The following is a 22,040-nucleotide window of genomic DNA, read 5'->3' on the forward strand; positions in this document are numbered from 1 at the left end:
GGTGACCGGCCGGTCGCCGGCCGCGCCGGAGGCCGGCGACCAGCAGGTACGCGGCATGGCCCGCGGCGGTGTGCTGAACCTGGGCAGCGCCGTGCTCAGCCAGGTGGCGCTCTTCCTGGTCATGCTGTTGCTGGCCCGGGTCCTGGGTGTACGCGAACTGGGCCGGTACGCCCAGGTCTACGCCGTGCTGTCGCTGCTGGGGCTGCTCTCGCTCTCCGGTTTCCGGGCGGGGTTGACCCGGTTCGTTGCGGTGCACCTCGCCGACGACGAGCCGGCCGCCCTCCGGGGCGCGATCCGGCTCGGGATCGGCATCTCGGCAGTGGCGTCCACAGTGATCGCCCTCGGTCTGGCGATCGGCGCGCCGTGGCTCGCCGACGCCCTGCACGACCCACAACTCACCACCGGGCTGCGGTTGGCGGCGCTCTGCCTGCCCGCCGCCACTATCTGCGAGGCCGCGCTCGCGGCCACCCGGGGTTGGCGCACGCAACGGGCCTACGCCCTCATCGGCCAGGTCTACGAGCCGGCCGCCCGGCTGGTGCTCACCGCGCTGGCGCTCGCCCTCGGTGCGGGCCTGACCGGCGCGTTCTGGGCGCTGGTGGCGGCGAGCTGGAGCGCGGCAGGGCTCGCCCTCGTGGCGCTCGCCCGGATGGTGCGCCGGGTGCCCGCCGCCCGGCCCGCGTACCGGCCGGGCGAGCTGTTCCGGTTCTCCACCGTCAGTTGGGTCTCCTCGCTGTCGTCCACCGGGCTGATCTGGGTGGACGCGTTGCTGCTCGGTTTCTTCGACTACGGTCCTGACGCGATCGGTGTCTACCACGTGGCGACCCGGCTGGTCACCATCGCGGTGTTCGTGCTCGCACCGGTCAACGCCTCGTTCGGTCCGCACCTGGCGCATCTCTACCACCAGGGTCGACTGGACGAGGTCCGCCGGATCTACCGGGTCGCCACCGGTTGGGTGCTCCGGCTGTCGCTGCCGGCCTTCGTGGCGTTGCTGGTCTTTCCGGAGCAGTTGCTGCGTCTGGTCGGCGGCCCGGGTCTGGCCGGCGGTGCGGCGGTGACAGTGGTGCTGGCGCTCGGCCAACTCGTGAACGCCGCCACCGGGCCGTGCGGGACGCTGCTGAACATGTCCGGCCGGGTCTCGGTCAACATGGTCGACAACCTCGCGGCCCTGCTGCTCAACGTCCTGCTCAATCTCTGGCTCATCCCGGCGTACGGCATTCTCGGCGCGGCGGTGGCCTGGGCGGTGTCGCTGGCAGCGGTGAACGTCGCCCGGGTCTGGCAGGTGCGCGCGCAGGTGCACACGGTGCCGGTGACGGCGGGCATGGTCAAGGGCCTGGTCGCCGCGCTGGTCGCGATGGGTGTCGGGTTCGGTGTGCGGTGGTTGGTCGGGGGCGGGACCGCGCAGCTCGTTGTCGGTCTGGTCGCGGTAGTGGCGGTGTACCTCGCCGTGGTGCTCGCCCTCGGGCTCAGTCGGGAGGACGTCATGGTGTTGCGCTCGGTGACCCGCCGAGGTGGTCGACGCGTTTCGGCCGAGCCCGCCGACGGCGCCGGTGTGGGCACCGGCAGCCCCGTGGTCCGCTCGTGAGCGGCGTCGTGCGGCGTCAGGTCACCGACCGGCTGCGTCGGGGGGTACGGGCGGCGCGGGCCTGGGGGCGCGCGGCGAAGCCGGGGGAGCCCGGCCCGTTGCCCGACTTCCTGGTGATCGGTGGGCAGCGCTGCGGCACCACGTCGTTGTATCACCACCTCGCCGCCCATCCGCAGGTCCGGGTGGCCAGCGGCAAGGAGTTGCAGTACTTCAGCGTCCACCACGCCCGGGGCACGCGGTGGTACCGGGGGCACTTTCCTCGTCTCGCCCCGGGTGAGCGCACGTTCGAAGCGAGCCCCTACTACCTGTTCCATCCGAGCGTGCCGGCCCGGGTCGCGGCGACAGTGCCGCAGGCCCGCTTCGTCGTCCTGCTGCGCGACCCGGTGCAGCGGGCCTACTCGCACTACCTGCACACCCGCTCGTACGGCGTCGAGCCGCTGTCCTTCGCCGCCGCGCTCGACGCGGAGGAGGAGCGGCTGGCCCGGGCGACGCGTGGTGGTCCGGACAGCGCCGCCGCGCACCGGGCGTTGCGTAATTACTCGTACGCGGCCCGGGGCCGCTACGCCGAGCAGTTGGACAGGTGGTTCGCGCAGGTCCCGCGGGAGCGGATCCACGTCGCCCGGACTGAGGACCTGCACACCGACCCGGCCGGCACGTACGGCGACGTGCTGCGCTTCCTCGGCCTGCCGGCCTTCACCCCTGAGGCGTTCACCAGGCACACCCGACGCGTCGACCACGGCCCCTCCCAGCTCACACCGGAGCTGCGGGAGCGCCTGAGCGGCCACTTCGCACCGCACAACGCCCGCCTGGCCACCCTGCTCGACTGGCCCGACCCCTGGCCCGCCGCCTAGCGCGCGCTTCGGACGTGCCGCCCGGTCCAGGCCGGGTCCACCCGCCGCCTGCACCCCCTCGATCTTGCACTTTCTGCCGCGACAGAAGTCGCAGAAGCCGTGAGACGGCAACAGAAAGTGCAAGATCGGCGGGGTGAGGTCGACACCTGCCGTTCGGGTTAGCGGACGGTGGCGAGGATCCGGTCCACCGGCTGGTCGGCGCGGAGCAGGACGGGGACGTCGGTCACTGTGGTGCCGCCACCGGCCGCGCCCAGCGGGGAGCCCACCGCCCCGGTCCGTCCGCCCGGTGTCGCCGGCACTGTCACCGGCGTCTTCGACGCCGACCAGAGCACCAGCGTGCTCTGTCCACCACGGACGAACGCGACCCCGTGCAGTCTGCCGGCCACCGGGGCGGGCAGCGGGGTGACCGTGGCGTCCCGGGCCGCGTCGACCAGGGCGGCCAGCATCCGGCCGGCCTCGCGTTCGGTGCCGTCCGGGTCGAGCAGGCCGTAGCGGACCTCGCTGCCGGCGGCGTTGTTCGGGTTGTACGCCAACGGCAGCCAACTGATCTCGCCGATCCCGCCGGCGACCAGCAGGGTGACCGTCTTGACCATCTCCGCCGCGCGGCTGGCCGGGTCGCCGTCGCCGTCGCGCCAGAACTGCCCGACCTCCCACGCCTGGATCGCCGTACCCGGCGGTGTGGTGGCGCGCAGGTAGTCCAGCAGCGGGGCCACCCCGCTGAAGTGCTCGTAGAAGTGCACCTGACGGACGTCGACGGTGCGGTCGGTCAGCAGCGACTCGGTCACCGCCAGGAAGCGAAGGCTGCGGCTGTTGGTCTCGGTGCCGAGCGCCCGGCGCAACTGCGCCTCCCCGGTCACCGCCGGGATCTGCTGCCCCCGGGTGCCGACCCGACGTTGGAAGTACGCCTGGTAGGCGGCGATGGCCTCCGGCACCCGACCGGCGCGCACCAGCCGGTCGGCGACACCCATGCCGTACGCGACGCTGCTGATGCCGGAGTCGACCACCAGCGCCTTCGGGTCGGTCGCGCGGATCGTCTCGGCGGCGGCCCGGACCAGCCGCGCGTACTCCTCGGGGCTGCCGGCCCAGTAACTCGGCGCGTTGACCTCGTTCTCGATGGCGTACTCCCGCACCCCGTACGGGCCGTAGCGCTGCACCACCGAGCGGACGAACCGCTGGTACGCGCCGAGGTCGGTGGGCATCGCCGACTCGGTCTTCTTCGCCGCGCCCCGGGTGTAGCGGGCGGTGCCACCGGTCGCCCAGCACACGCCGGTACGGATCTTCAGGTGCAGTGTGATGCCCAGCTCTCTGCTGCGTGCGGCGATGTCGTCCAGCCCGGACCAGTCGACCTGCCCCGAGGTCCGTTCGATCTCGCACCAGGAGATCTCCTCGTACGTCGCCGAACCGGCGAGCCGGCGCAGGTACGGCTCGAACTGCTGGTACCGCGACCAGTCCCAGTGCGCGCCGAACGGGTTGCTCACCTGGTCGGCGGTGCGCCCCGGCGTGCCGGCTGCGGGTGTCGCCGTCGCGGAGGGGGTGGCCGTCGGCGGTGGATCGTCGCCGTCGGCGGTGCAGCCGGCGGTGAGCAGGAGCGTGGCGGCGACGGCGGTGGCGACCGCGCGCAGCCGGCCGGGGCGGGTCACCGGTAGCCCAGCGCGCGCAGGGTCGGACCAGAGAAGATCCAGACCAGCAGGCGGAGGAACGGGTCGAGTTCGCGGCGGTAGCTGCCCACCCGGGAGCCGTAGATCGGCGCGGTGTCGCCCACCGCCGCGCGTCGTCGCTCCGCCTCGGTGGTGTACTTCCGGGCCACGTCGTGCTGCTTGCTGTCGTAGTCGAGGATGCCGTCCTCCCACGGCTCGCCGAGGAACTCGAACAGCGCGCGCATCGTCTTCTCCGGCTCGCTGACCGCCTGCTCGTAGCGCAGCTCGTAGTAGCGGTCCGCCGGCAGTGTGGCGCCGACGGCCCGCGCGGCGCGGATGTAGCGCGGCCACTTCACGACGCACTTCACAGCGGACCAGTAGCCGAACCGTTTGCGGTGCGAGACCACCACGTCGCGTCCGTCCCGGATGAGGTGCACGATCTGGGCGTCCGGGAAGACCTCGGTGACGAAGTCGAGGGACATGGCGTACAGCGGGGTCTTGTCGGCCCACCGGGTCTTGCCCCGCGCGGCGGCGTAGTCGGCGTGCACACCGCCGAAGAAGTCCCGGATGCGGCGCAGCCAGTCCTCGCGCGGAAAACCGAAGCGGGCCAGTCGTTCCCAGTCCCGGCCGACGATCCGTCGCAGGTCCGGCAGGAACCGGGTCTCCGGGCCGCAGCTGATCCGCGAGTGCGAGTCCAGGACGAGGCGCACCATCGTGGTGCCCGACCGCTGGCAGCCGACCAGGAAGATCGGCGCGGTACGGGTTCCGGTCTCAGCCACTGTCGACCGCCTTCGTCGTCTCGGAGCGGACGTCGGCCGCGGCGCGGTCGAGCCGGTCGGTCAGCTCGTCGCAGCGGGCCCGGACGCCCCTGTCGATCGGTAGCCGTCGGTGGCCCGCCGCGTCGTGCGACGCACGTGGGGCGATGTGCGCGTGCAGCCGGGGATGGTAGGGAAAGTCGAGGAAGGCGCAGAGCCGTCGGAGCTGCGCGGCGGGCTCCGCGACCAGGCCGTCGTAGCGGCAGAGCAGCACGTCGGCCCGCCGGTCCAGGCCGAGTTGGAAGAACAGCGAGTTGCGGACGTACCAGAACAGCGCCGCGCCGCTGTGCGGATCCAACCGCTGCGGGTCGTGGGCCCGGATCAGCTCGATGGTGTCGGCGTCGAGGCGCTGCCCCTGCCACCGGCGGCCGATGCTTCCGTCGGCGATCGCGCGCAGGGCCCGCAGGTTGGCGTCACCGAACTTGGCGACCTCGGAGCGGGCCCGGTCGTCGACGTCGCGGTAGACCCAGAGCGCGCGCCCGGGCTTCAGCCCCGGCAGGGCCAGCAGCTCGTCCACGCGGTGGCTCTCGCAGAGCGGCTTGACCAGGACGTACGCGTGCCGGCTGCGCTGGATTGCGGCGGTCAGCACCGGGTCGGGGCGCAGTTGGAAGCGATGGAAGACGGTGGCGTCGTTCTCGTTGCGGACCTCGACCTCTCCGGCGGCGTCCAGGCCCCGGACCAGCATGTTCGTGCCGGAGCGTTGCAGACCGACAAGGTAGACAGGCATCGCCGAGCCGGGCGTCCGGCCGGCCCGCCGGCGCCAGCGTCGCTTCGCCACTGCGGTGCTGATCCGGTCGATCGGGTTGAGGCGGTCCTCCTCGATCAGCCGTCCGATCCCCTCGGTACGCGCCCAGCGAAGATGCCGCCGGACCCGCCGCGCGGTGTACGCGAGCGCGGAGACCTCGTCGTCGGCTGTCACGGTCCTCCTCGTCGGACACCGTTGCGGCCCTGCACCAGAGCGGGTGTGACCGGCGGCAGCCAGGCTATCGGGAGATCATGGCGGGAGGCCAGGCCGCGGACCGCACGGGCAGACGAAGATCACCCGTTCAGCCACATGCCAAACGTGAGCTGGACTCGCCGACCTGCCCTGCATACCGTGGGCCCTGGCCGGGGCGGGCAGACCCCGGTCATCACCTCCGGGCCCGGTTCGCCCGATCGACGTGAGCAGGGCGAGTCGATGCGCGTGCTGCATGTGAACAAGTTCCTCTACCGCCGTGGCGGCGCGGAGGGGTATCTGCTCGATCTCGCCGACCTGCAACGGGTTGCCGGCGACACTGTCGCCTACTTCGGCATGAGCCACCCGGAGAACGAGTCGCCGCTGCCGTACGCCGCGCGGTTTCCGTCCGAAGTGGAGTTGGAGCCGGCGCCGAGCGGGGTGCGGCCCCGCGCGGTGGCCGTCGGCCGGATGCTGTGGTCACCGACGAGCCGCCGCGGGCTGGCCCGGGTGATCGACGATTTCCGGCCGGACGTGCTGCACCTGCACAACATCTACCACCAGCTCTCCCCGTCGGTGCTCGCCGCGGCCCGCGCCGCCGGTGTGCCGTGCCTGCTGACCCTGCACGACTACAAGCTCGCCTGCCCGAGCTACCAACTGTTGGACCGGGGCCGCCCCTGCCAGGCGTGCGTCACGGGTGGCCCGTTGCAGGCGGCCCGGCGCCGTTGCAAGGACGGGTCGCTGTCGCGCAGTGGCCTGCTCGCCGTCGAGTCCTGGTTGCACAGGCAGTTCGACGCGTACGACCCGGTGCAGCTCTTCGTGAGCCCGAGCGAGTTCCTGGCCGACGTGATGCGCCGCGCGGGCGTCTACCCGGACCGGTTGCGGGTGGTCAACCACTTCGTCGACCTGACCGGTGTCGCGGCCAAGCAGACGCCCGGCGGCGGTGTCGTCTTCGCCGGGCGGCTGGCTCCGGAGAAGGGTGTCGACGTGCTGATCGAGGCGGCCGCCGCGCTGCCGGACGGGGCAATGGTGGACATCGCCGGAGACGGTCCGGCCCGCCCGGAGTTGGAGGCGCTCGCCGCACGGCGGGTGCCCGGCCGGGTCCGGTTCCACGGCCGTCTCGACAAGCCGCGCCTGCACGAGCTGATCCGGTCGGCGGCTGTGGTCGCCGTGCCGTCCCGGTGGCACGAAAACCAACCGATGGCGGTGCTGGAGGCGTTCGCCTGCGGCGTGCCGGTGGTCGCCACCGACCTGGGCGGGCTTCCCGAGCTGGTCCGGCCCGAGGTGGATGGTCGCATTGTCGCCGCCGATGCGCCGACGGCCCTCGGCGACGCGCTGAACGACCTCCTGGCCGACCCCGAGCGGGCGTACCGGATGGGCCGGGCCGGCCGGGCGAAGATCGCCGCCCAGTTCGGCCCGGACCGGCACCTGGACCGGATCCGTGGGCTGTACGCGGAGGCCGCGGAGGCGTTGCCGCCGCGGCGGCGGGCCGGCCGGACGGCCGCCGGTGGGGGAGCGGCCCGGTGAGCCCGGTACGGGTGCTCTACCTCGCCGGCAGCGGTCGCAGTGGCAGCACGCTGGTCACCACGGTCCTGGGACAGTTGCCGGGCTTCTTCGCGGCGGGCGAGCTGCGGTACCTGTGGCGGCGCGGCATCCTGGAAAACCGACCCTGCGGCTGCGGTGCCCCGGTCGCCGACTGCCCGCTCTGGGCGCGGGTGCGCGCCGACCTGACCGACGCCGACCCGGCCGGGATCGCCGTCCGGTTGGCCCAGCGGCTGCGGCTGCGCGGACTGCCCGCACTGCTGCGCCGCCAGCGTCGGGGGCAGCCGCCGGTCGCGGGCCACCCCGACGACACGCAACTGGCCCGGCTCTACGCCTCGATCGCCGAGCACGCCCTGGCCGGTCGGTCGGACGGTGTCATCGTCGACTCGTCCAAGCTGCCGCCGTACGGTGCCCTGCTCGGCAGCCTGCCCGGCATCGACCTGTACGTCCTGCACGTGGTGCGCGACCCGCGCGCCACCGCGTACTCCTGGCGTCGCCGACGCCCGCTGGACGGGCGCGCCGACGATGAGCTGATGAGCCGGCCACCCGTCGGCAAGGCCGCGCTGCTCTGGCTGGTCTGGAACACCGCGACAGTACGACTGTGGGGCGACCGCCGTCGCGCGTCGGGCCGCTACCTGCGGGTGCGGTACGAGGACTTCGTCACCGACCCGGCTGGCGCCACCGCCCGGATCGCCGGGTTCGTCGGCGCGACCCCCGACGAGCTTCCGTTTCCGACACCGGCCACGGTACGGCTCGCCCCCACCCACTCGGTGGCCGGCAATCCGTCGCGGCACCGCACCGGGCTGGTCGACGTGGTCGCCGACACCGAGTGGCTGACCGGGCTGCCCACCCGCGCCTACGTTGTGGTGACCGGGCTGACCGCTGTGGCCCTGTCCCGGTTCGGCTACCCGCTGCGCCGCCCGGCGGCCACCTCTCCCGCCGCCCGCCTCGCCGCGGACCCGGCCGTCTCCTCGTCACCCGCCACCCGGCAGGAAGGCTGAACGATGCTCTCACTGGTGGTGGGCACCGGTCGCTGCGGTTCGACACTGGTCCAGGAGTTGCTCTCCCGGCATCCCGCTGTCGGCTTCGTCTCCGGTCTGGACGACAAACTGGCCCGACTCAACCCCAAGGGCAGGTTCAACAGCGCGCTCTACCGGCGTTCGACGCCCCGCCCGGCGGGGATGACCTCGCTGCGGCACAGTCGACGGTTGCTGGAACGGGGCCGGCTCCGGGTGGCGCCGTCGGAGGCGTACCACCTGCTCGACCGGCAGGTGCTGGCCGGCTTCTCCCGACCGTGTCGGGACCTGGTCGCCGAGGACCTGACCCCGTTCGTGGCCCGGCGGCTGCGGGCCTTCTTCGACGAGCGGATCGCACGGCAGCGCTGTCAGCAGTTGGTGCAGCACGTCACCGGGTGGCCGCGGACCGGCCTGCTGCACGCCGCGTACCCGGAGCTGCGGGTGGTCAACGTGGTGCGCGACGGCCGGGCGGTGGCCAATTCGTGGCTCCAGATGGGCTGGTGGGATGGCTGGCGCGGGCCGGACAACTGGATCTATGGCCCGCTCCCGTCCGACCTGCGGGAGGAGTGGGTCGAGTCCGGTCGCTCCTTCCAGGTGCTCGCCGCGCTGGGCTGGAAGATGCTGATGGACGCCTTCGCGCAGGCCCGGCTGCGGCACCCGGCCGACCAGTGGCTGGACGTGCGCTACGAGGACCTGGTCGAGCAGCCGCGCGAGCAGGTCGGCCGGATGCTCGACTTCCTCGGCCTGAGCTGGTCGAGCGCCTTCGAGAAGGGCTTCTCCCGGTACGACTTCACACTGGGCCGGGCGGAGGCGTACCGGGACGAACTCAGCCCGGCGCAGCTCGCCGCGATCGAACGGGTGCTGGAGAAGTCGTTGGCCGAGTGGGGCTACCCCGTCTAGCGGGCGTGTGTCAAAGCCCTCGCTATCGACGGACGACACGGGGGCGGCTAATCTTTGGCCCCACACCATCGATGTGAGGAGATGCGATGGCGCGCCGCACCGGCCGACCCTCCTACCAGTTGGACAAGGCCGACGTGCGCCGCCAGCGCACAGTGCGCTTCGCGGCCGTCGCGGGCGTGGTCGCACTGGTCACCGCGCTCCTCGGTGGGTTGATCGGCTACCAGGTGGGCCGTCCGGACGCCACCGAGGCGACCATCGCGAGCATCAAACAGGACGAGGCGAAGCGGGACGCCCAGCAGATCGTGGAGCTGATCGATACGGCTCGACGGGTCCGCGACCAGGTCGCCCCGGTCCTGGCGGGCATCAAGACGGAGACGACCGGCGGACGTGCGCCGGATCCGGCGAAGGCGCGCCAGTGGCAGGAGGTCATGCGCCAGGCGGCCGAGCCGTTCGCCGACCCGCCGTCGGGGGCCACCGCCACCAACGTGGCGCGCGGAGGGTTGCGCGGAGCGGTCCAGCAGGCGTCGCTGGCCGTCGACGCCTACGCGCTGGCGGCCGGCGTTCCGGCGGCGCAACGTGCGGCAGCGCTGGACGTCAGCGCGCGGCAGGCGGCCGAGGCCGCGACGATCTGGTCGGTCGCGGCTACCCAGCTCGACCAGATCAGCGTCGACTCCGGCAAGGGCCACCAGCATGTGTTCCTGGACACAGACCCCCACGAGGGGGCCCTCACCCCGGACGGGGCGGCCGAGGGAACCGGTGGCTGAGGCACGTTGCGGGGCAAGTGTCGGGTTTGCCGGCGGAGGCGGCCGGGACGGGGCGGCCGAGCGGTCACGATGTGATCTGGGGGCGATGCGACGGATCGGGTACGGTCGCTTATCGCAAAGTCTATGAACCAGATTGGCTTTCTGTGCAATGGAAGCCGAATCGGAGGGACACAGCCGTGAGGTTCCCAAGCGCCGTCCGTCAGGCCGGCCTCGTCGTGGCCGTCACCGCCCTCGCGTTGACCGCGGGTTGTGCGAAGAAGGACGACAGTGAGGTCCAGGCGAGCGGCGTCAAGCTGGTGGCGGCGGGCAAGCTGACGGTCTGCACCCACCTGCCGTACCCGCCGTTCCAGTCCAAGGACGCCAGCGGCACGGTGACCGGCTTCGACGTCGAGATCATGGACCTGGTCGCCAAGGAGCTCGGCGTCGAGCAGACGATCATCGACACCCCGTTCGAGGGGATCAAGTCGGGCCAGGACCTCAACACCGGCAAGTGCGACGCGGCCGCCGCCGGCATGACCATCACCGAGGAGCGGCGGAAGGTGGTCGACTTCTCGGACCCCTACTTCGACGCCACCCAGGCGATGTTGGTGAAGAGCGGCAAGACGTACAAGTCGCTCGACGACCTCAAGGGCAGGAAGCTCGGCGTCCAGGCGGCCACCACGGGTCGTGACTACGCGAAGAAGTTCGAGGCGGAGAAGGGCCTGAAGCTCGTCGAGTTCGAGGACCTCGCCGCCCTCCAGCAGGCCGTCTCCAACGGCCAGGTCGAGGCCGCCATCAACGACCTGCCGGTCTGGACCGAGTACCTGAAGAAGAACCCGGGCGGGTTCGAGGTCGCCGCCGAGTTCGACACCGGTGAGCAGTACGGCTTCCCCGTGAAGAAGGACACCAACCCGGAGTTGCTCAAGAAGATCAACGAGGTGTTGGCCAAGGCCAAGCAGGACGGCACGTACAACACGATCTACGAGAAGTGGATCGGTAAGCGGCCGAGCGTCTGAGCGCCGCGCAGTACCGGAGGGCGCGCGTCCCGCGCGCCCTCCGACGTCGGTAACCTCCGGGAAGGCAACGAGCGAACGTGAAGCTGCGACGCCGCCAGCGGGAGCGGCTGTCCCTCGGGCTCCAGTACCTGGTCTTCATCGCCATCATCGCCACGGTGCTCGTCGCCGCGGACTGGGACCGGCTGGCCGACGCGTTCTTCCGCGTCGACATCATCAAGTCGATGTTCCCGACGATCATCACCGTCGCGCTGCGCAACACCATCCTCTACACGCTCGGCGCGTTCGCCTTCGGCCTCGTGTTCGGCACCGTCCTGGCGCTGATGCGCCTGTCCCGGGTGGCGCCGTACCGCTGGGTGGCGACGGCGTACATCGAGCTGTTCCGGGGTCTGCCCGCGCTGCTGGTGCTCTTCCTCGTCGGGTACGGCATCCCGATCGCCTTCCCGGAGCGCGAGATTCCGGGCGGGGTGTTCGGTTCGATCGCGATCGGCCTCGGGTTGACCGCCGCCGCGTACATGGCGGAGACGATCCGGGCCGGCATCCAGGCCGTGCCGAAGGGGCAGATGGAGGCGGCGCGAACCCTCGGCATGTCGCACTTCACGGCCATGCGCACGATCGTCATCCCGCAGGCGTTCCGGATCGTGATCCCGCCGCTGACGAACGAGCTGATCCTGCTCACGAAGGACTCGTCGCTGGCCTACGTGCTCGGGGTGACGGCACAGACGATCGAGATCACCAAGTTCGGTCGGGACATGCTCAACGACCGGGTGAACGCGACCCCGCTGCTGGTGGCCGGCCTCGCCTACCTGGTGATCACCCTGCCGCTGTCGCAGGTGGTACGACGCCTCGAACTCCGCTACGCCAAGGCTCGGTGACCCCGATGACGACCGTCTCCTCCCGCCCCGCCGTGGAGATCCGCGACCTGCACAAGTCCTTCGGACCGCTCAAGGTGCTCAAGGGCATCGACTTCGAGGTCGGCCAGGGCGAGGTGGTCTGCGTCATCGGGCCGTCCGGCTCCGGCAAGTCGACACTGCTGCGCTGCGTCGACCTGCTGGAGGAGCCGACCGCCGGCAAGATCTGGGTGAACGGGGTCGAGATGACCGACCCGGACGTCGAGATCGACGCGGTCCGCCGCGGCATCGGCATGGTGTTCCAGTCGTTCAACCTGTTTCCGCACCTGACCGTTCTGAACAACCTCACCATCGCCCAGCGCCGGGTGCTCCGGCGAGGTCGGGTCGAGGCCGAGAGGGTCGCCCGGGACAACCTGGAGCGCGTCGGGCTGACCGACAAGGCCGACGCCTTCCCGGCGCAGCTCTCCGGCGGGCAGCAGCAGCGGGCGGCGATCGCCCGGTCGTTGTCGATGGAGCCGAAGCTGATGCTCTTCGACGAGCCGACCTCCGCGCTCGACCCGGAACTCGTCGGCGACGTGCTCACCGTCATGCGCAAGCTGGCCGAGGACGGCATGACGATGATGGTGGTCACCCACGAGATGGCGTTCGCCCGCGATGTTGCCGACCGGGTCGTCTTCATGGACGGTGGCGTGGTGGTCGAGCAGGGGCCGCCGCAGGAGGTGCTGGGCGCGCCGAAGCACGAACGGACCCGCGCGTTCCTCTCCCGGGTCCTCGACCCGACCCATGTCGCGCAGCTCGGTGGGCCCGACCGGACGGGCCCGCAGTCGGCCGGCTGACCACGGCCACGATCTCTGACCACAGCTTCCGCACGTCTGCCCGCCGGGCTGCCGCATTGACGGCAGCCCGGCGTCTGCTTGTGTGTCAGCTCTATGTCAATCAACGGACGTCGTGATGTCAAGGTAATCTTTTTGCAATCAGAGCTGTACTTTCATCGATGGATTACATAAGTTGCTGTCATCCATAGAAAGCTTTGAGTCTTCCGAGCAAAGATCGCGACGAGCCTCACCCTCAGTCGTGCCACCGCCCCCGTGCTCGGGTCGATGCACCCTGCCCTCGTCGCGTCTTCGCCCGGTTGGGAACGGAGACCCATGGACGATCACGCTGGTGGTCCTCACCGCCACCTGTCCCGCAGATCGCTGATCGCCACCGGCGCGCTCGCCGCCGGGGCGTTGGGCGCGTCCGCCCCAACCATCGGCACCGCGTTCGGCGGCAGCCCCGCCCGGGCCGCCGCCGGTGTCACCAAGAAGATCACCATCTACGCCGAGCAGTTGCCCGGCAACCTGTTCGGGTACGGCCTGGCACCCGGCCAGGCCACCGTTCCGGGCCCGATCCTGGAGATGTACGAGGGTGACACCCTGGAGATCACCCTGGTCAACACCACCACCCAGCGGCTCTCCATCCACCCGCACGGGGTGGACTACAGCACCGAATCCGACGGCAGCCCGTTCAACGCCTCGTTCAACAACCCGGGCGAGACGCGGACGTACGTCTGGCGCTCGCACGAGATGGTGGCGGCGGCGGGCCGACGGTACATGCCGGGCAGCGCCGGCTACTGGCACTACCACGATCACGCGATGGGCACCGACCACGGCACCGGCGGTGTCGCGAAGGGACTGTACGGGGCGCTGATCGTCAGGCGACGTGGCGACATCCTGCCGTCGAAGCAGTTCACCGCGGTGTTCCACGACATGATGATCAACAACAAGATGGCCCCGGCGACCCCGATGTTCGAGGCGAACCTGGGCGAGCGCGTCGAGTGGATCGCCATCGGCCACGGCAACCTGTTCCACACCTTCCACCTGCACGCGCACCGCTGGGCGGACAACCGCACCGGGATGTTGGAGGGGCCGAGCGACCCGAGCCTGGTGGTCGACAACAAGGACCTCAATCCCGGCAGCTCGTTCGGTTTCCAGGTGCTGGCCGGGGAGGGCGTCGGACCGGGCGCGTGGATGTACCACTGCCACGTGCAGACGCACTCCGACGGCGGCATGGCCGGGATCTTCCTGGTGCGCAACGCCGACGGCAGCATGCCGCCGGGCGCCGAGGAGGCGATCCACCGGTTCCAGGGCCACACCCACACGCACGGAAGCTGACCGAACCGAAAGTGGGGACGGGCATGACCAGAAAACTACGACGAACCCTCGCCGCGGTAGCGGCCTTGGCGACACTGCTCCCGGCGACGACGGCCGCCGCTGCCGCACCACGAACGGCGGCCGCCCCGCAGGCGGCGCAGCCGCAGCAGACAGCGGTCCTGGTGTTCCACGGCCCGGTGGCCGAGCAACAGGACCCGGTTTCTCGCGCGGTCGACACCATCAAACAGCTTGGTGCCGTTCATGACATCGATGTCACGGCCACCACGGACCCGGGCGTCTTCACGGCGGCCGGGCTGTCCGCGTACCGCAGCGTTGTCTTTCTCTCCGCGACGGGCGCCGCGCTGAACCGCGACCAGGAGTCGGCGCTCCAGAACTACGTCAAGGCCGGCGGCGGTTTCGTCGGCATCGCCGACGCCGCCCGAGCCCAGGTCGACTCCACCTGGTTCACCGGGCTGATCGGCACCCGCCCAGCCGGCGCCATCCCGGTCGCCGAGCCGGTGACCCGGGTGACCGCCAGCGGCGAGAACCCGCCCAACGAGACGAAGGAGAAGCTGACCGACGGCGACGCCAACACGAAGTGGCTGGTCCGCACCCCGACCGCCTGGGTGGCGTACGAGTTGAGCGCACCGAAGAAGATCACCGGGTACGCGCTCACGTCGGCCAACGACTCCTCCGGTCGGGACCCGAAGGACTGGACACTGCAGGGCTCCACCGACGGTCAGAGCTGGACCGACCTGGACCGCCGCACCGGGCAGACCTTCCCGGACCGGTACCAGACCCGGCGGTTCGACATCGCCGCGCCGCAGGAGTTCACGCGCTACCGGCTGAACGTCACAGCGAACAGCGGTGAACCGCTGGTCCAACTCGCCGACCTGCGTCTGTTCACCGGCAGCACCACCACCCCGGAGCCGCCCGCTGTGAACCGCGCGGTGGTGAACATCCTGGACCGCAAGCACCCGGCCACCGCGTCGCTGCCGCTGACCCTCACCCGGTCCGACCGCTGGGAGAACTGGGACCCGAACCCGATCGGCACCGTGCACACCCTCGCCCAGGTCGAGGAGCGGCACTACAACCCGGGGGCGGCCGCCAACGGCGCCTTCCACCCGGTGTCCTGGTGCCGGGACTACGACGGCGGCCGGTCGTTCTACACCGGCATGGGCCACACCGAGGGCAGCTACGGCGAGGAGGCGTTCCGCACGCACCTCGCTGGCGCTCTCAACTGGACCACCGGTCGGGTACGCGGCGACTGCCAGGCCACCATCGCGTCGAACTACAAGGTGGAGCGACTCACTGCCGCGAACCAGACCGGGCAACTGGACCAGATGGGCGAGCCGCACGGGCTCACCATCGCGCCGGACGGCACTGTCTTCTACGTCGGCAAGGCGGCCTGCCCGAGCGGCCCGATCGCTGACTGGAACGACCCGAAGGTCGGCCTGGGCTGCGGCACGATCCACTCCTGGGACCCGCGTACCAAGGAGGTCAAGCTGCTCACCACCCTGGAGGTGATGGGCAACCGGGGCAGCGGCTCCGAGTTGGTCAAGAACGAGGAGGGTCTCCTCGGCATCGTGCCCGACCCGAAGTTCGCCGAGAACGGCTGGCTCTACGTCTACTGGATGCCGCACGACTCCGTCGATCGGGTGAAGCGGGTCGGTCAGCGGACCGTCTCGCGGTTCACCTACGACCGGCAGGCGCAGACCATCGACCAGGCCACCCGCAAGGACCTGTTGCAGTTCCCGGTGCAGATCCACAGCTGCTGCCACGCCGGTGGCGGCATGGCGTTCGACGCCAAGGGCAACCTCTACGTCGGCTCCGGCGACAACAACTCCTCGGAGGGGTCGCAGGGCTACGCCGGCAACAACTGGACCCAGGAGTACCAGGGGATCTCGTTCCAGGACGCCCGCCGCACGTCGGGTAACACCAACGACCTCGCCGGCAAGATCATCCGGATCCATCCGGAGGCCGACGGGACGTACACCATCCCGGAGGGCAACCTGTTCCCCCCGGGCACCGAGAAGACCCGGCCGGAGATCTACGTGATGGGCGTGCGCAACATCGCCCGCCTCCAGATCGACCCGGTGCACCAGTGGCTGACCGCCGGTTGGGTCGGCCCGGACGCCTCGTCGCCCAGCCCCACCCTGGGCCCGGCGAAGTACGAGACGGCCACCATCATCACCTCCGCCGGTAACCAGGGCTGGCCGTACTGCATGGGCAACCGGCAGCCGTACCGCGACCGCAGCAACACCGACGCCACAGTGCTGACCGGCTGGTACGACTGCGACAGCCTGAAGAACACCTCGCCGCGTAACACCGGGCTGGAGGACATCCCGGCGGCCCGGGACAACATGATCTGGTATTCGCCGGACGGCGGCGGCCCGGTGTTCCCGAAGCGGACCGACGGCAGTGGCCTGCCCACCTACGTGGCGGCCGACGCCACCTACACGCAGCCGTACCTGCGCGGCGGCGGGCAGGCCATCATGTCCGGCCCGACCTACCACCGCAGCCTCGTCGACACCACCAGTGGCGTGGCGTGGCCGGAGCACTGGGACGGCAAGTGGTTCATCGGCGACCAGTCGAACGCGTCCAACCGGGTCGCTGTCACAGTCGACCCGGCCGGCGTGCCGCAGGCCACCCCACCGGTGTACGCCGAGTCGCTGCGGGCCATCATCCCCGGTGGCAACGGCGACAACCGGTTGCAGAGCTGGATGGACGCGAAGTTCGGCCCGGACGGCGCGCTCTACCTGCTCGACTACGGCGGCGGGTTCTTCAGCCTGCACGCGAACCAGAAGCTGATCCGGATCACCTACACCGGCGGGGCGCCCACCCCGGCGCCGGCGGCGACATCGGTCGCCGTGCAGAACAAGCCGCTGACCATCGCCTTCACCGGATCCCGCTCCGGCGGCGTCAGCCACCGCTGGGAGTTCGGCGACGGCGCCACGTCGACCGAGGCGGACCCCCGGCACACGTACGCCACTGTCGGCACCTACACCGCCAAGCTCACCGTCACCTACGCCGACGGTCAGACCGCGACGGTGCAGACCACTGTGACGGTGGGCTGCGCGGTGCCCGACGACCGGTCGACGGTGTGGCTCGGCGACACCGACACCGGGGTGCCCAGTCGCACTGTCGGGCAGGGCTGCACCGCCAACGACCTGATCGACGACGAGAGCACCTGGGATGACCACAACGGTTTCGTCCGGCACGTCACCGCGGTGGCCCGCGCGTTGCAGGACGACGACCTGCTCAGCAGCCGCGAAGCGGGCACCCTCACCCGGCTGGCCGCCGCGTCGGAGATCGGCCGGGACGGGCACACCGGGTACGAGCCGCTCTTCGACGGCACCGCCGAGTCGCTGCGCGGTTGGCAGCAGGCGCCGTCGGGACAGTTCGGCATCCAGCCGGACGGGTCGCTGCGCTCCAGCGGTGGCCTGGGCATGCTCTGGCACACCAAGGAGCTGGGCGACTTCTCGCTGAAGTTGCAGTTCCGGGACATCGCGCCGGGCACCGGCCGGGCCAACACCGGAGTCTTCATCCGGTTCCCGGACCTGCGAACGCCCCTCGACCAGCGGCCACCGGACAGCTGCGGCACTGTCGGGTCCGCGCGGACCTCGCCGGCCTGGATGGCGATCTACTGCGGACACGAGATCCAGATCTACGACGGTGACACCGGTGAGCCGCAGAAGACCGGCTCGGTCTACAACTTCGACCCGGTGCCGCTGGCCCAGGCCGGCGTGACACCGAAGAACGAGTGGAACGACTACGAGATCCGCGCCGTCGGGCAGCACTACACGATGATCCGCAACGGCGTGGTGATCAACGAATTCGACAACACACCCGGCAAGCAGTCCTCGCGAGCCGGCGACCCGCCGACCGACCTGCGTCAGTTCCTGCGCGGCTTCATCGGCCTGCAGAACCACGGCGACAACGACCTGGCCGAGTTCCGCAACATCCGTGCGCGGGAACTCTAGGAGTGACGATGACCCGACGACTGAAGGCCGCGCTGACGGCGCTCCTGCTCACGGTGATCCCGTTGGCCGCAGTGCCCGCCTCCGCCGCCCCGCGCGTCGCCGCCGACCAGGTGTTGACCTGGACCGCCGACGACAGCATCACCCGATACAAGTCCGCGCCCACCACGGCGGTGGCCGGAGCGACCACGATCATCTGGGAGAACAGCGCAGCAACCGGAAACACCACCGGGATGCCGCACACCCTGACCTTCGACACCAGCACCGAGGGCTACAACCACGACGTCACACTCAACATCCTGGCCAGCCCGTTCGACGCCAACGACGGCCGCCACCAGGCGACAGTGACGCTGACCCCGGGCCGGTACCGGTACTTCTGCTCGATTCCCGGCCACAGCTCGATGGTCGGTGAGCTGGTGGTCACCGAGGGCGGTGGCGGTGGCGACACCACCGCGCCGACAGTGACCGCCGTGGTCTCCGGTGACCAGGACCAGGACGGCAACTACCTCGGCGCGGCCACTGTGACAGTGACGGCCACCGACGCCGACTCCGGGGTCCAGACCGTCGAGTACCAGGTCGACGACACCAGCTTCCTGCCGTACACCGAGCCGGTGCGGGTGACAGCGATCGGCGACCACGCGGTGCAGTTCCGCGCCACCGACCAGGCCGGCAACACCAGCGCCGTCGGTTCGGTGGCGTTCCGGATCGTCGAGCCGGGGGAGGAGGACACCACCGCGCCGGTGGTCACGGCCGCGCTGGCCGGCGACCGCGACGGCGACGGCAACTACATCGGTACGGCCACCGCCACGTTGGCCGCCACCGACAGCGGATCCGGTGTCGCCACCATCGAGTACTCGTTGGACGGGGCGGCCTTCACCGCGTACGCGAACCCGATCGTGGTGAACACGGCCGGGATGCACATGCTGCACTACCGGGCCACCGACGTCGCCGGGAACACGTCGGCGGAGCAGATGTCCCACTTCACAGTGGTCGAACCGCAGGCCGAGGACACGACTCCACCCACTGTCGCCGCCACGGTGGCCGGTGACCGGAACGACGACGGCGGGTACGTGGGCGGCGCGACGGTCACCGTCACGGCCACCGACGCCGAGTCGGGCGTGGCGAAGATCGAGTACGCGCTCGACGCCGGGGGCTGGACGGCGTACGCCGCTCCGGTCGCCGTCCGCGCACCTGGCGCGCACACAGTGCGGTACCGGGCGACCGACACGGCGGGGAACTCCTCCACCGAGCAGTCGACGTCGTTCACCGTGGTGGTCGACGACACCGACCGCTGCCCCGACTCGGACACCCGGGCCACCGTGATCATCGACGGCGGCGACACCGGTGTGGCCAACGTGGACACCGGCGACGGCTGCACCATCAACGATCTGATCGACGAACACGCCGACTACCCCGGCCACGCCGAGTTCGTCCGCCACGTCGAAGCGGTCACCGCCGCGCTCGTGACCGGCGGCACGCTCGATCGGCGGCAGCAGGGCGCCATCGTCCGGGCCGCGGCCCGATCGGACGTCGGCGCATGAGTCCTCGAACCTCACCGAAAGGGAGTACCCCGATGCCCGGACGTACCGTCGCCAAGCTCGCCACAGTGAGCGCCTTCATCGCGGCCTCGGTGCTGGCCGTGGCACCCACCGCGCACGCCGACCTGGTCACCCACTGCATCGGCACCGGCGGCGCGGTGACAGTGCCCAACGACCTGCTCGTCCCCGCCGGCGAATCCTGCGCGCTCACCGGCACCACGATCACCGGCAACGTCACCGTCGCAGCCGGCGGCAACCTGGTGGTGACCGGTGGCCGGGTCAGCGGTGAGGTACGCGTCGCCGCCGACGGGTACCTCGACGCGACCGACACGACAGTCGACGGCCAGGTGGTGCTCGCGGCCGGGGGGTACGGGATCTTCCTCTCCGACGCCCGGACCGGCACCGTGACAGTGCGGCCGAAGGGCAGCGCGACGATCGACAGCTTCCTGTTCGCCGAGGGGGCGACCGTCGCCGGGAACGTCACTGTCGGTGCCGGTGAGGTCCGGCTCGACGGGGGCACCCAGGTGCAGCGCAACCTCAGCAGCACCGGCACCTACTACACCGACCTGCACGACTCGTTCGTCGACGGCACGCTGTCGGTGCTCAACAGCGCCACCGGCAGTGTCGTGTGCGGCAGTGCGGTGCGCGGCAAGGCCACGTTCGCCGGCAACCTCGGCGGCGTGCAGGTCGGCCCGAACGGCGGGCTCGACAGCTGCGCCTCCGGTGGCTACTGGGGTGCTGACGTCAGCATCACCAGCACCACCGGTGGTGTCACGGTGGACGACAACATCATCAACGGCCAGTTGACTGTCACCGGCAACGACCCGGTCGCCCAGGTGGCCGCCAACAACCGGATCCGCGGTGGCGTGACCGGTGACCAGGCGGCGGCGACCACCAACCGGGCGGCGCGGGTGGCCGCTCCGGACCGTGAAGAGGCCGGCGACCAGCGGGCCGAGGTCCGCCGTACCTCGGCGGTACAGGAGGCCACCGAGGCGGGCGCAGCCCGGCTCTGACCGATCGACGCGACGGTGGCCGGTCACCCCTCGGGGTGACCGGCCACTCCCACAACGAGTACTACCTAGCGGTGACCCTGCCGGGGATGAGCTGATCGGCTTCGACGGTGCGAAGGCCGCGAAGCTCGGATACGCCATCCGCGCTGAGCAGTGGGGCCACGGCTACGCGACCGACGCGGCACGACCGCTGACCGACTTCGGCCTCCGGGAGTTGGGCCTGCACCGCATCTTCGCAGCCATCGGCCCGGTTTCGCTGACCTGGTTCGAGGGTGCGATCGACATTAAGGGTCACTTCGGTGGCGACCCCTACCGCGAGTTCGGAAATTTCGCCGAGGACTTGCAGGCTAATCTCCAAGGCGACGACGGCGAGCGGTATACGGCGAACGGTGTTCTTCCCCCTGAGTGACGATCAGGGCGGACGTGGGCGGACAACGATGGACGGTGGGGGATGGCCTGGGCAGGCCAGGGTCCCGCTCGTTCCTGGTCAGCAGCCTGAGTGGGTTGCCTGGGGGTCAAGGAGTCGTCCGGGCAACACGGGCACCGGCAGAATGGTGGCGTGATGACCGAGCCCGTCACCGCTGGCCGGATGGAGCTGGTGGATGAGCTGGAAGGGCTGCCAGGCAGTTCGGGCGGCTGCCTTCTTGCCCTGACGTTGGCGGTGCCGGTCTTCCTCTGCGTCGGCGACGTCTGGTGGGTTGAGGACGAGGTGCTGTACGTCCAGCGAGGGGAAGTCCCGGCTGTGGCGCATCATGGCCGCCTCGAATGGCGTCGGAAGTGGTAGCGCGGAGTCTTGGGGGCACGCAGGGGGCACAAGACATCGTGAAACGTTGTCAACCAGCGAACAACAATGACAGCCCGACATGCCCTGTGGGCAGGTGCCGGACGGTGTCGCCGCTGGCAGCGGGGTAGCGGCTCTTAGTTCCGCTTCAACGTCTGACCGGCTCCGTTGGACCGTCGCGGGCCCGGCGATCAGTCCTCGACGTCGTACTCGGACTCGTCGACCAGGCCCGTCACGAAAGTCTCGAAGTCGGGGGCGAGGACCGTTATCTGGTAGTTCCACTCCTGGTCGACGTGCACTACGGCGGGCTCACCGGGCGAACGGTAGTCGAGGGCGATCATGTCGTGACCCGCCGACGGACAGTCGGCGATGTAGATGCCGATGTCGGGGTAGCCCCATTCCGCTACCCAGAACGCGCTGCCGAGGTCGCCACAAAGGCTGAACCGTGCAGTTTGACCGATCGCCGCCAACGTGTAAACGCCAACGTGGTCCTCAGCCCAGGAGGTTCGGCTGGGTGCAGGGTGGGCATCACCGGCGAACGAGCCACCGTTGTGTCGACGGGCCAGGTCGACGTACGCGGTGGGCAGCTGGTACCCGAGCTGCGCTTCCACCGCCCGCAGAACCTCGTCGACTAGCGGGTCCTCCAGCGGGCCGGAGCCGTCAAAGACAGTCGCGGGATCGGGCACGGGCCGACGGTAGTCGGTTGGCGTCAGTT

At 70.6% G+C, this 22,040-nt stretch carries 19 protein-coding genes and 1 pseudogene; 16 read left to right on the top strand and 4 right to left on the bottom strand.

The window, feature by feature from the left end:
• Position 1: 1 nt before the first annotated feature.
• Positions 2–1,582, top strand: a complete 1,581-nt coding sequence (locus tag AB0K35_RS23745; RefSeq protein WP_363887616.1) for an oligosaccharide flippase family protein — start codon at positions 2–4, stop codon at positions 1,580–1,582.
• Positions 1,579–2,433, top strand: coding sequence for a sulfotransferase (locus AB0K35_RS23750; protein WP_363887619.1), 855 nt, complete (start codon positions 1,579–1,581; stop codon positions 2,431–2,433). The genes AB0K35_RS23745 and AB0K35_RS23750 overlap by 4 nt, the downstream gene beginning before the upstream one ends.
• Before the next feature lie 158 nt (positions 2,434–2,591).
• On the opposite strand, the gene AB0K35_RS23755 is transcribed toward AB0K35_RS23750, so the two are convergent.
• From AB0K35_RS23755 to AB0K35_RS23765, 3 genes are read right to left on the bottom strand one after another with little or no spacing between them, the layout of a single operon-like run.
• Positions 2,592–4,073, bottom strand: a complete 1,482-nt coding sequence (locus AB0K35_RS23755) for a hypothetical protein (protein ID WP_363887622.1) — start codon at positions 4,071–4,073, stop codon at positions 2,592–2,594.
• Entirely contained in the window at positions 4,070–4,849 is a 780-nt protein-coding gene (locus AB0K35_RS23760; RefSeq protein WP_363887625.1) for a sulfotransferase, read from the bottom strand. The genes AB0K35_RS23755 and AB0K35_RS23760 overlap by 4 nt, the downstream gene beginning before the upstream one ends.
• Complete coding sequence (locus tag AB0K35_RS23765) at positions 4,842–5,804, bottom strand: hypothetical protein (protein ID WP_363887628.1); 963 nt, start codon at positions 5,802–5,804, stop codon at positions 4,842–4,844. Before AB0K35_RS23765 ends, AB0K35_RS23760 begins: the two co-directional genes overlap by 8 nt.
• Before the next feature lie 258 nt (positions 5,805–6,062).
• On the opposite strand from AB0K35_RS23765, the gene AB0K35_RS23770 reads away from it, so the two are divergent.
• From AB0K35_RS23770 to AB0K35_RS23835, 14 genes and pseudogenes are all read left to right on the top strand, one after another.
• Positions 6,063–7,346, top strand: coding sequence for a glycosyltransferase family 4 protein (locus AB0K35_RS23770; RefSeq protein ID WP_238668499.1), 1,284 nt, complete (start codon positions 6,063–6,065; stop codon positions 7,344–7,346).
• Positions 7,343–8,362: a sulfotransferase gene (locus AB0K35_RS23775; protein ID WP_238668498.1), complete on the top strand. Its 1,020-nt coding sequence runs from the start codon at positions 7,343–7,345 to the stop codon at positions 8,360–8,362. The genes AB0K35_RS23770 and AB0K35_RS23775 overlap by 4 nt, the downstream gene beginning before the upstream one ends.
• Before the next feature lie 3 nt (positions 8,363–8,365).
• The gene (locus AB0K35_RS23780) at positions 8,366–9,277 is read left to right on the top strand and encodes a sulfotransferase (protein WP_363887630.1); all 912 of its coding nucleotides are present in this window, start codon (positions 8,366–8,368) and stop codon (positions 9,275–9,277) included.
• A gap of 86 nt (positions 9,278–9,363) precedes the next feature.
• Complete coding sequence (locus AB0K35_RS23785; protein WP_363887632.1) at positions 9,364–10,041, top strand: hypothetical protein; 678 nt, start codon at positions 9,364–9,366, stop codon at positions 10,039–10,041.
• Between the two features lie 176 nt (positions 10,042–10,217).
• On the top strand, positions 10,218–11,036 hold the full coding sequence (locus AB0K35_RS23790) for a basic amino acid ABC transporter substrate-binding protein (protein ID WP_363887635.1): 819 nt from the start codon (positions 10,218–10,220) through the stop codon (positions 11,034–11,036).
• 77 nt (positions 11,037–11,113) lie between these two features.
• Positions 11,114–11,908, top strand: coding sequence for an amino acid ABC transporter permease (locus tag AB0K35_RS23795; RefSeq protein ID WP_238668494.1), 795 nt, complete (start codon positions 11,114–11,116; stop codon positions 11,906–11,908).
• A 5-nt stretch (positions 11,909–11,913) separates the two neighbouring features.
• On the top strand, positions 11,914–12,720 hold the full coding sequence (locus AB0K35_RS23800) for an amino acid ABC transporter ATP-binding protein (protein WP_238668493.1): 807 nt from the start codon (positions 11,914–11,916) through the stop codon (positions 12,718–12,720).
• 312 nt (positions 12,721–13,032) lie between these two features.
• A complete protein-coding gene (locus tag AB0K35_RS23805; protein WP_363887637.1) occupies positions 13,033–14,037 on the top strand; it encodes a multicopper oxidase domain-containing protein in 1,005 nt (334 codons plus the stop codon).
• Between the two features lie 23 nt (positions 14,038–14,060).
• Entirely contained in the window at positions 14,061–17,999 is a 3,939-nt protein-coding gene (locus tag AB0K35_RS23810; protein ID WP_363887639.1) for a ThuA domain-containing protein, read from the top strand.
• Positions 18,000–18,007: 8 nt separating this feature from the next.
• On the top strand, positions 18,008–19,537 hold the full coding sequence (locus AB0K35_RS23815; protein ID WP_363887642.1) for a plastocyanin/azurin family copper-binding protein: 1,530 nt from the start codon (positions 18,008–18,010) through the stop codon (positions 19,535–19,537).
• A 32-nt stretch (positions 19,538–19,569) separates the two neighbouring features.
• Positions 19,570–20,547, top strand: a complete 978-nt coding sequence (locus AB0K35_RS23820; RefSeq protein WP_363887644.1) for a hypothetical protein — start codon at positions 19,570–19,572, stop codon at positions 20,545–20,547.
• Positions 20,462–20,728, top strand: a pseudogene (locus tag AB0K35_RS23825) (hypothetical protein); the annotation flags it as partial. The gene AB0K35_RS23820 and the pseudogene AB0K35_RS23825, both read left to right, overlap by 86 nt.
• Before the next feature lie 30 nt (positions 20,729–20,758).
• On the top strand, positions 20,759–20,953 hold the full coding sequence (locus AB0K35_RS23830) for a hypothetical protein (protein WP_363887859.1): 195 nt from the start codon (positions 20,759–20,761) through the stop codon (positions 20,951–20,953).
• A 153-nt stretch (positions 20,954–21,106) separates the two neighbouring features.
• Positions 21,107–21,328, top strand: a complete 222-nt coding sequence (locus AB0K35_RS23835; RefSeq protein WP_363887647.1) for a hypothetical protein — start codon at positions 21,107–21,109, stop codon at positions 21,326–21,328.
• A 188-nt stretch (positions 21,329–21,516) separates the two neighbouring features.
• On the opposite strand, the gene AB0K35_RS23840 is transcribed toward AB0K35_RS23835, so the two are convergent.
• Positions 21,517–22,011: an SMI1/KNR4 family protein gene (locus AB0K35_RS23840; protein WP_363887650.1), complete on the bottom strand. Its 495-nt coding sequence runs from the start codon at positions 22,009–22,011 to the stop codon at positions 21,517–21,519.
• Positions 22,012–22,040: the final 29 nt, after the last annotated feature.

The sequence above is a fragment of the Micromonospora sp. NPDC053740 genome, from assembly GCF_040677775.1.
Lineage (GTDB): Bacteria > Actinomycetota > Actinomycetes > Mycobacteriales > Micromonosporaceae > Micromonospora > Micromonospora alfalfae.

Bases quoted from the DNA above. Each gene is read 5' to 3' on its own strand.
- AB0K35_RS23770 (WP_238668499.1), top strand. From the start codon at position 6,063: ATGCGCGTGCTGCATGTGAACAAGTTCCTCTACCGCCGTGGCGGCGCG.
- AB0K35_RS23780 (WP_363887630.1), top strand. From the start codon at position 8,366: ATGCTCTCACTGGTGGTGGGCACCGGTCGCTGCGGTTCGACACTGGTC.
- AB0K35_RS23785 (WP_363887632.1), top strand. From the start codon at position 9,364: ATGGCGCGCCGCACCGGCCGACCCTCCTACCAGTTGGACAAGGCCGAC.
- AB0K35_RS23800 (WP_238668493.1), top strand. From the start codon at position 11,914: ATGACGACCGTCTCCTCCCGCCCCGCCGTGGAGATCCGCGACCTGCAC.
- AB0K35_RS23805 (WP_363887637.1), top strand. From the start codon at position 13,033: ATGGACGATCACGCTGGTGGTCCTCACCGCCACCTGTCCCGCAGATCG.
- AB0K35_RS23810 (WP_363887639.1), top strand. From the start codon at position 14,061: ATGACCAGAAAACTACGACGAACCCTCGCCGCGGTAGCGGCCTTGGCG.
- AB0K35_RS23815 (WP_363887642.1), top strand. From the start codon at position 18,008: ATGACCCGACGACTGAAGGCCGCGCTGACGGCGCTCCTGCTCACGGTG.
- AB0K35_RS23820 (WP_363887644.1), top strand. From the start codon at position 19,570: ATGCCCGGACGTACCGTCGCCAAGCTCGCCACAGTGAGCGCCTTCATC.
- AB0K35_RS23835 (WP_363887647.1), top strand. From the start codon at position 21,107: ATGACCGAGCCCGTCACCGCTGGCCGGATGGAGCTGGTGGATGAGCTG.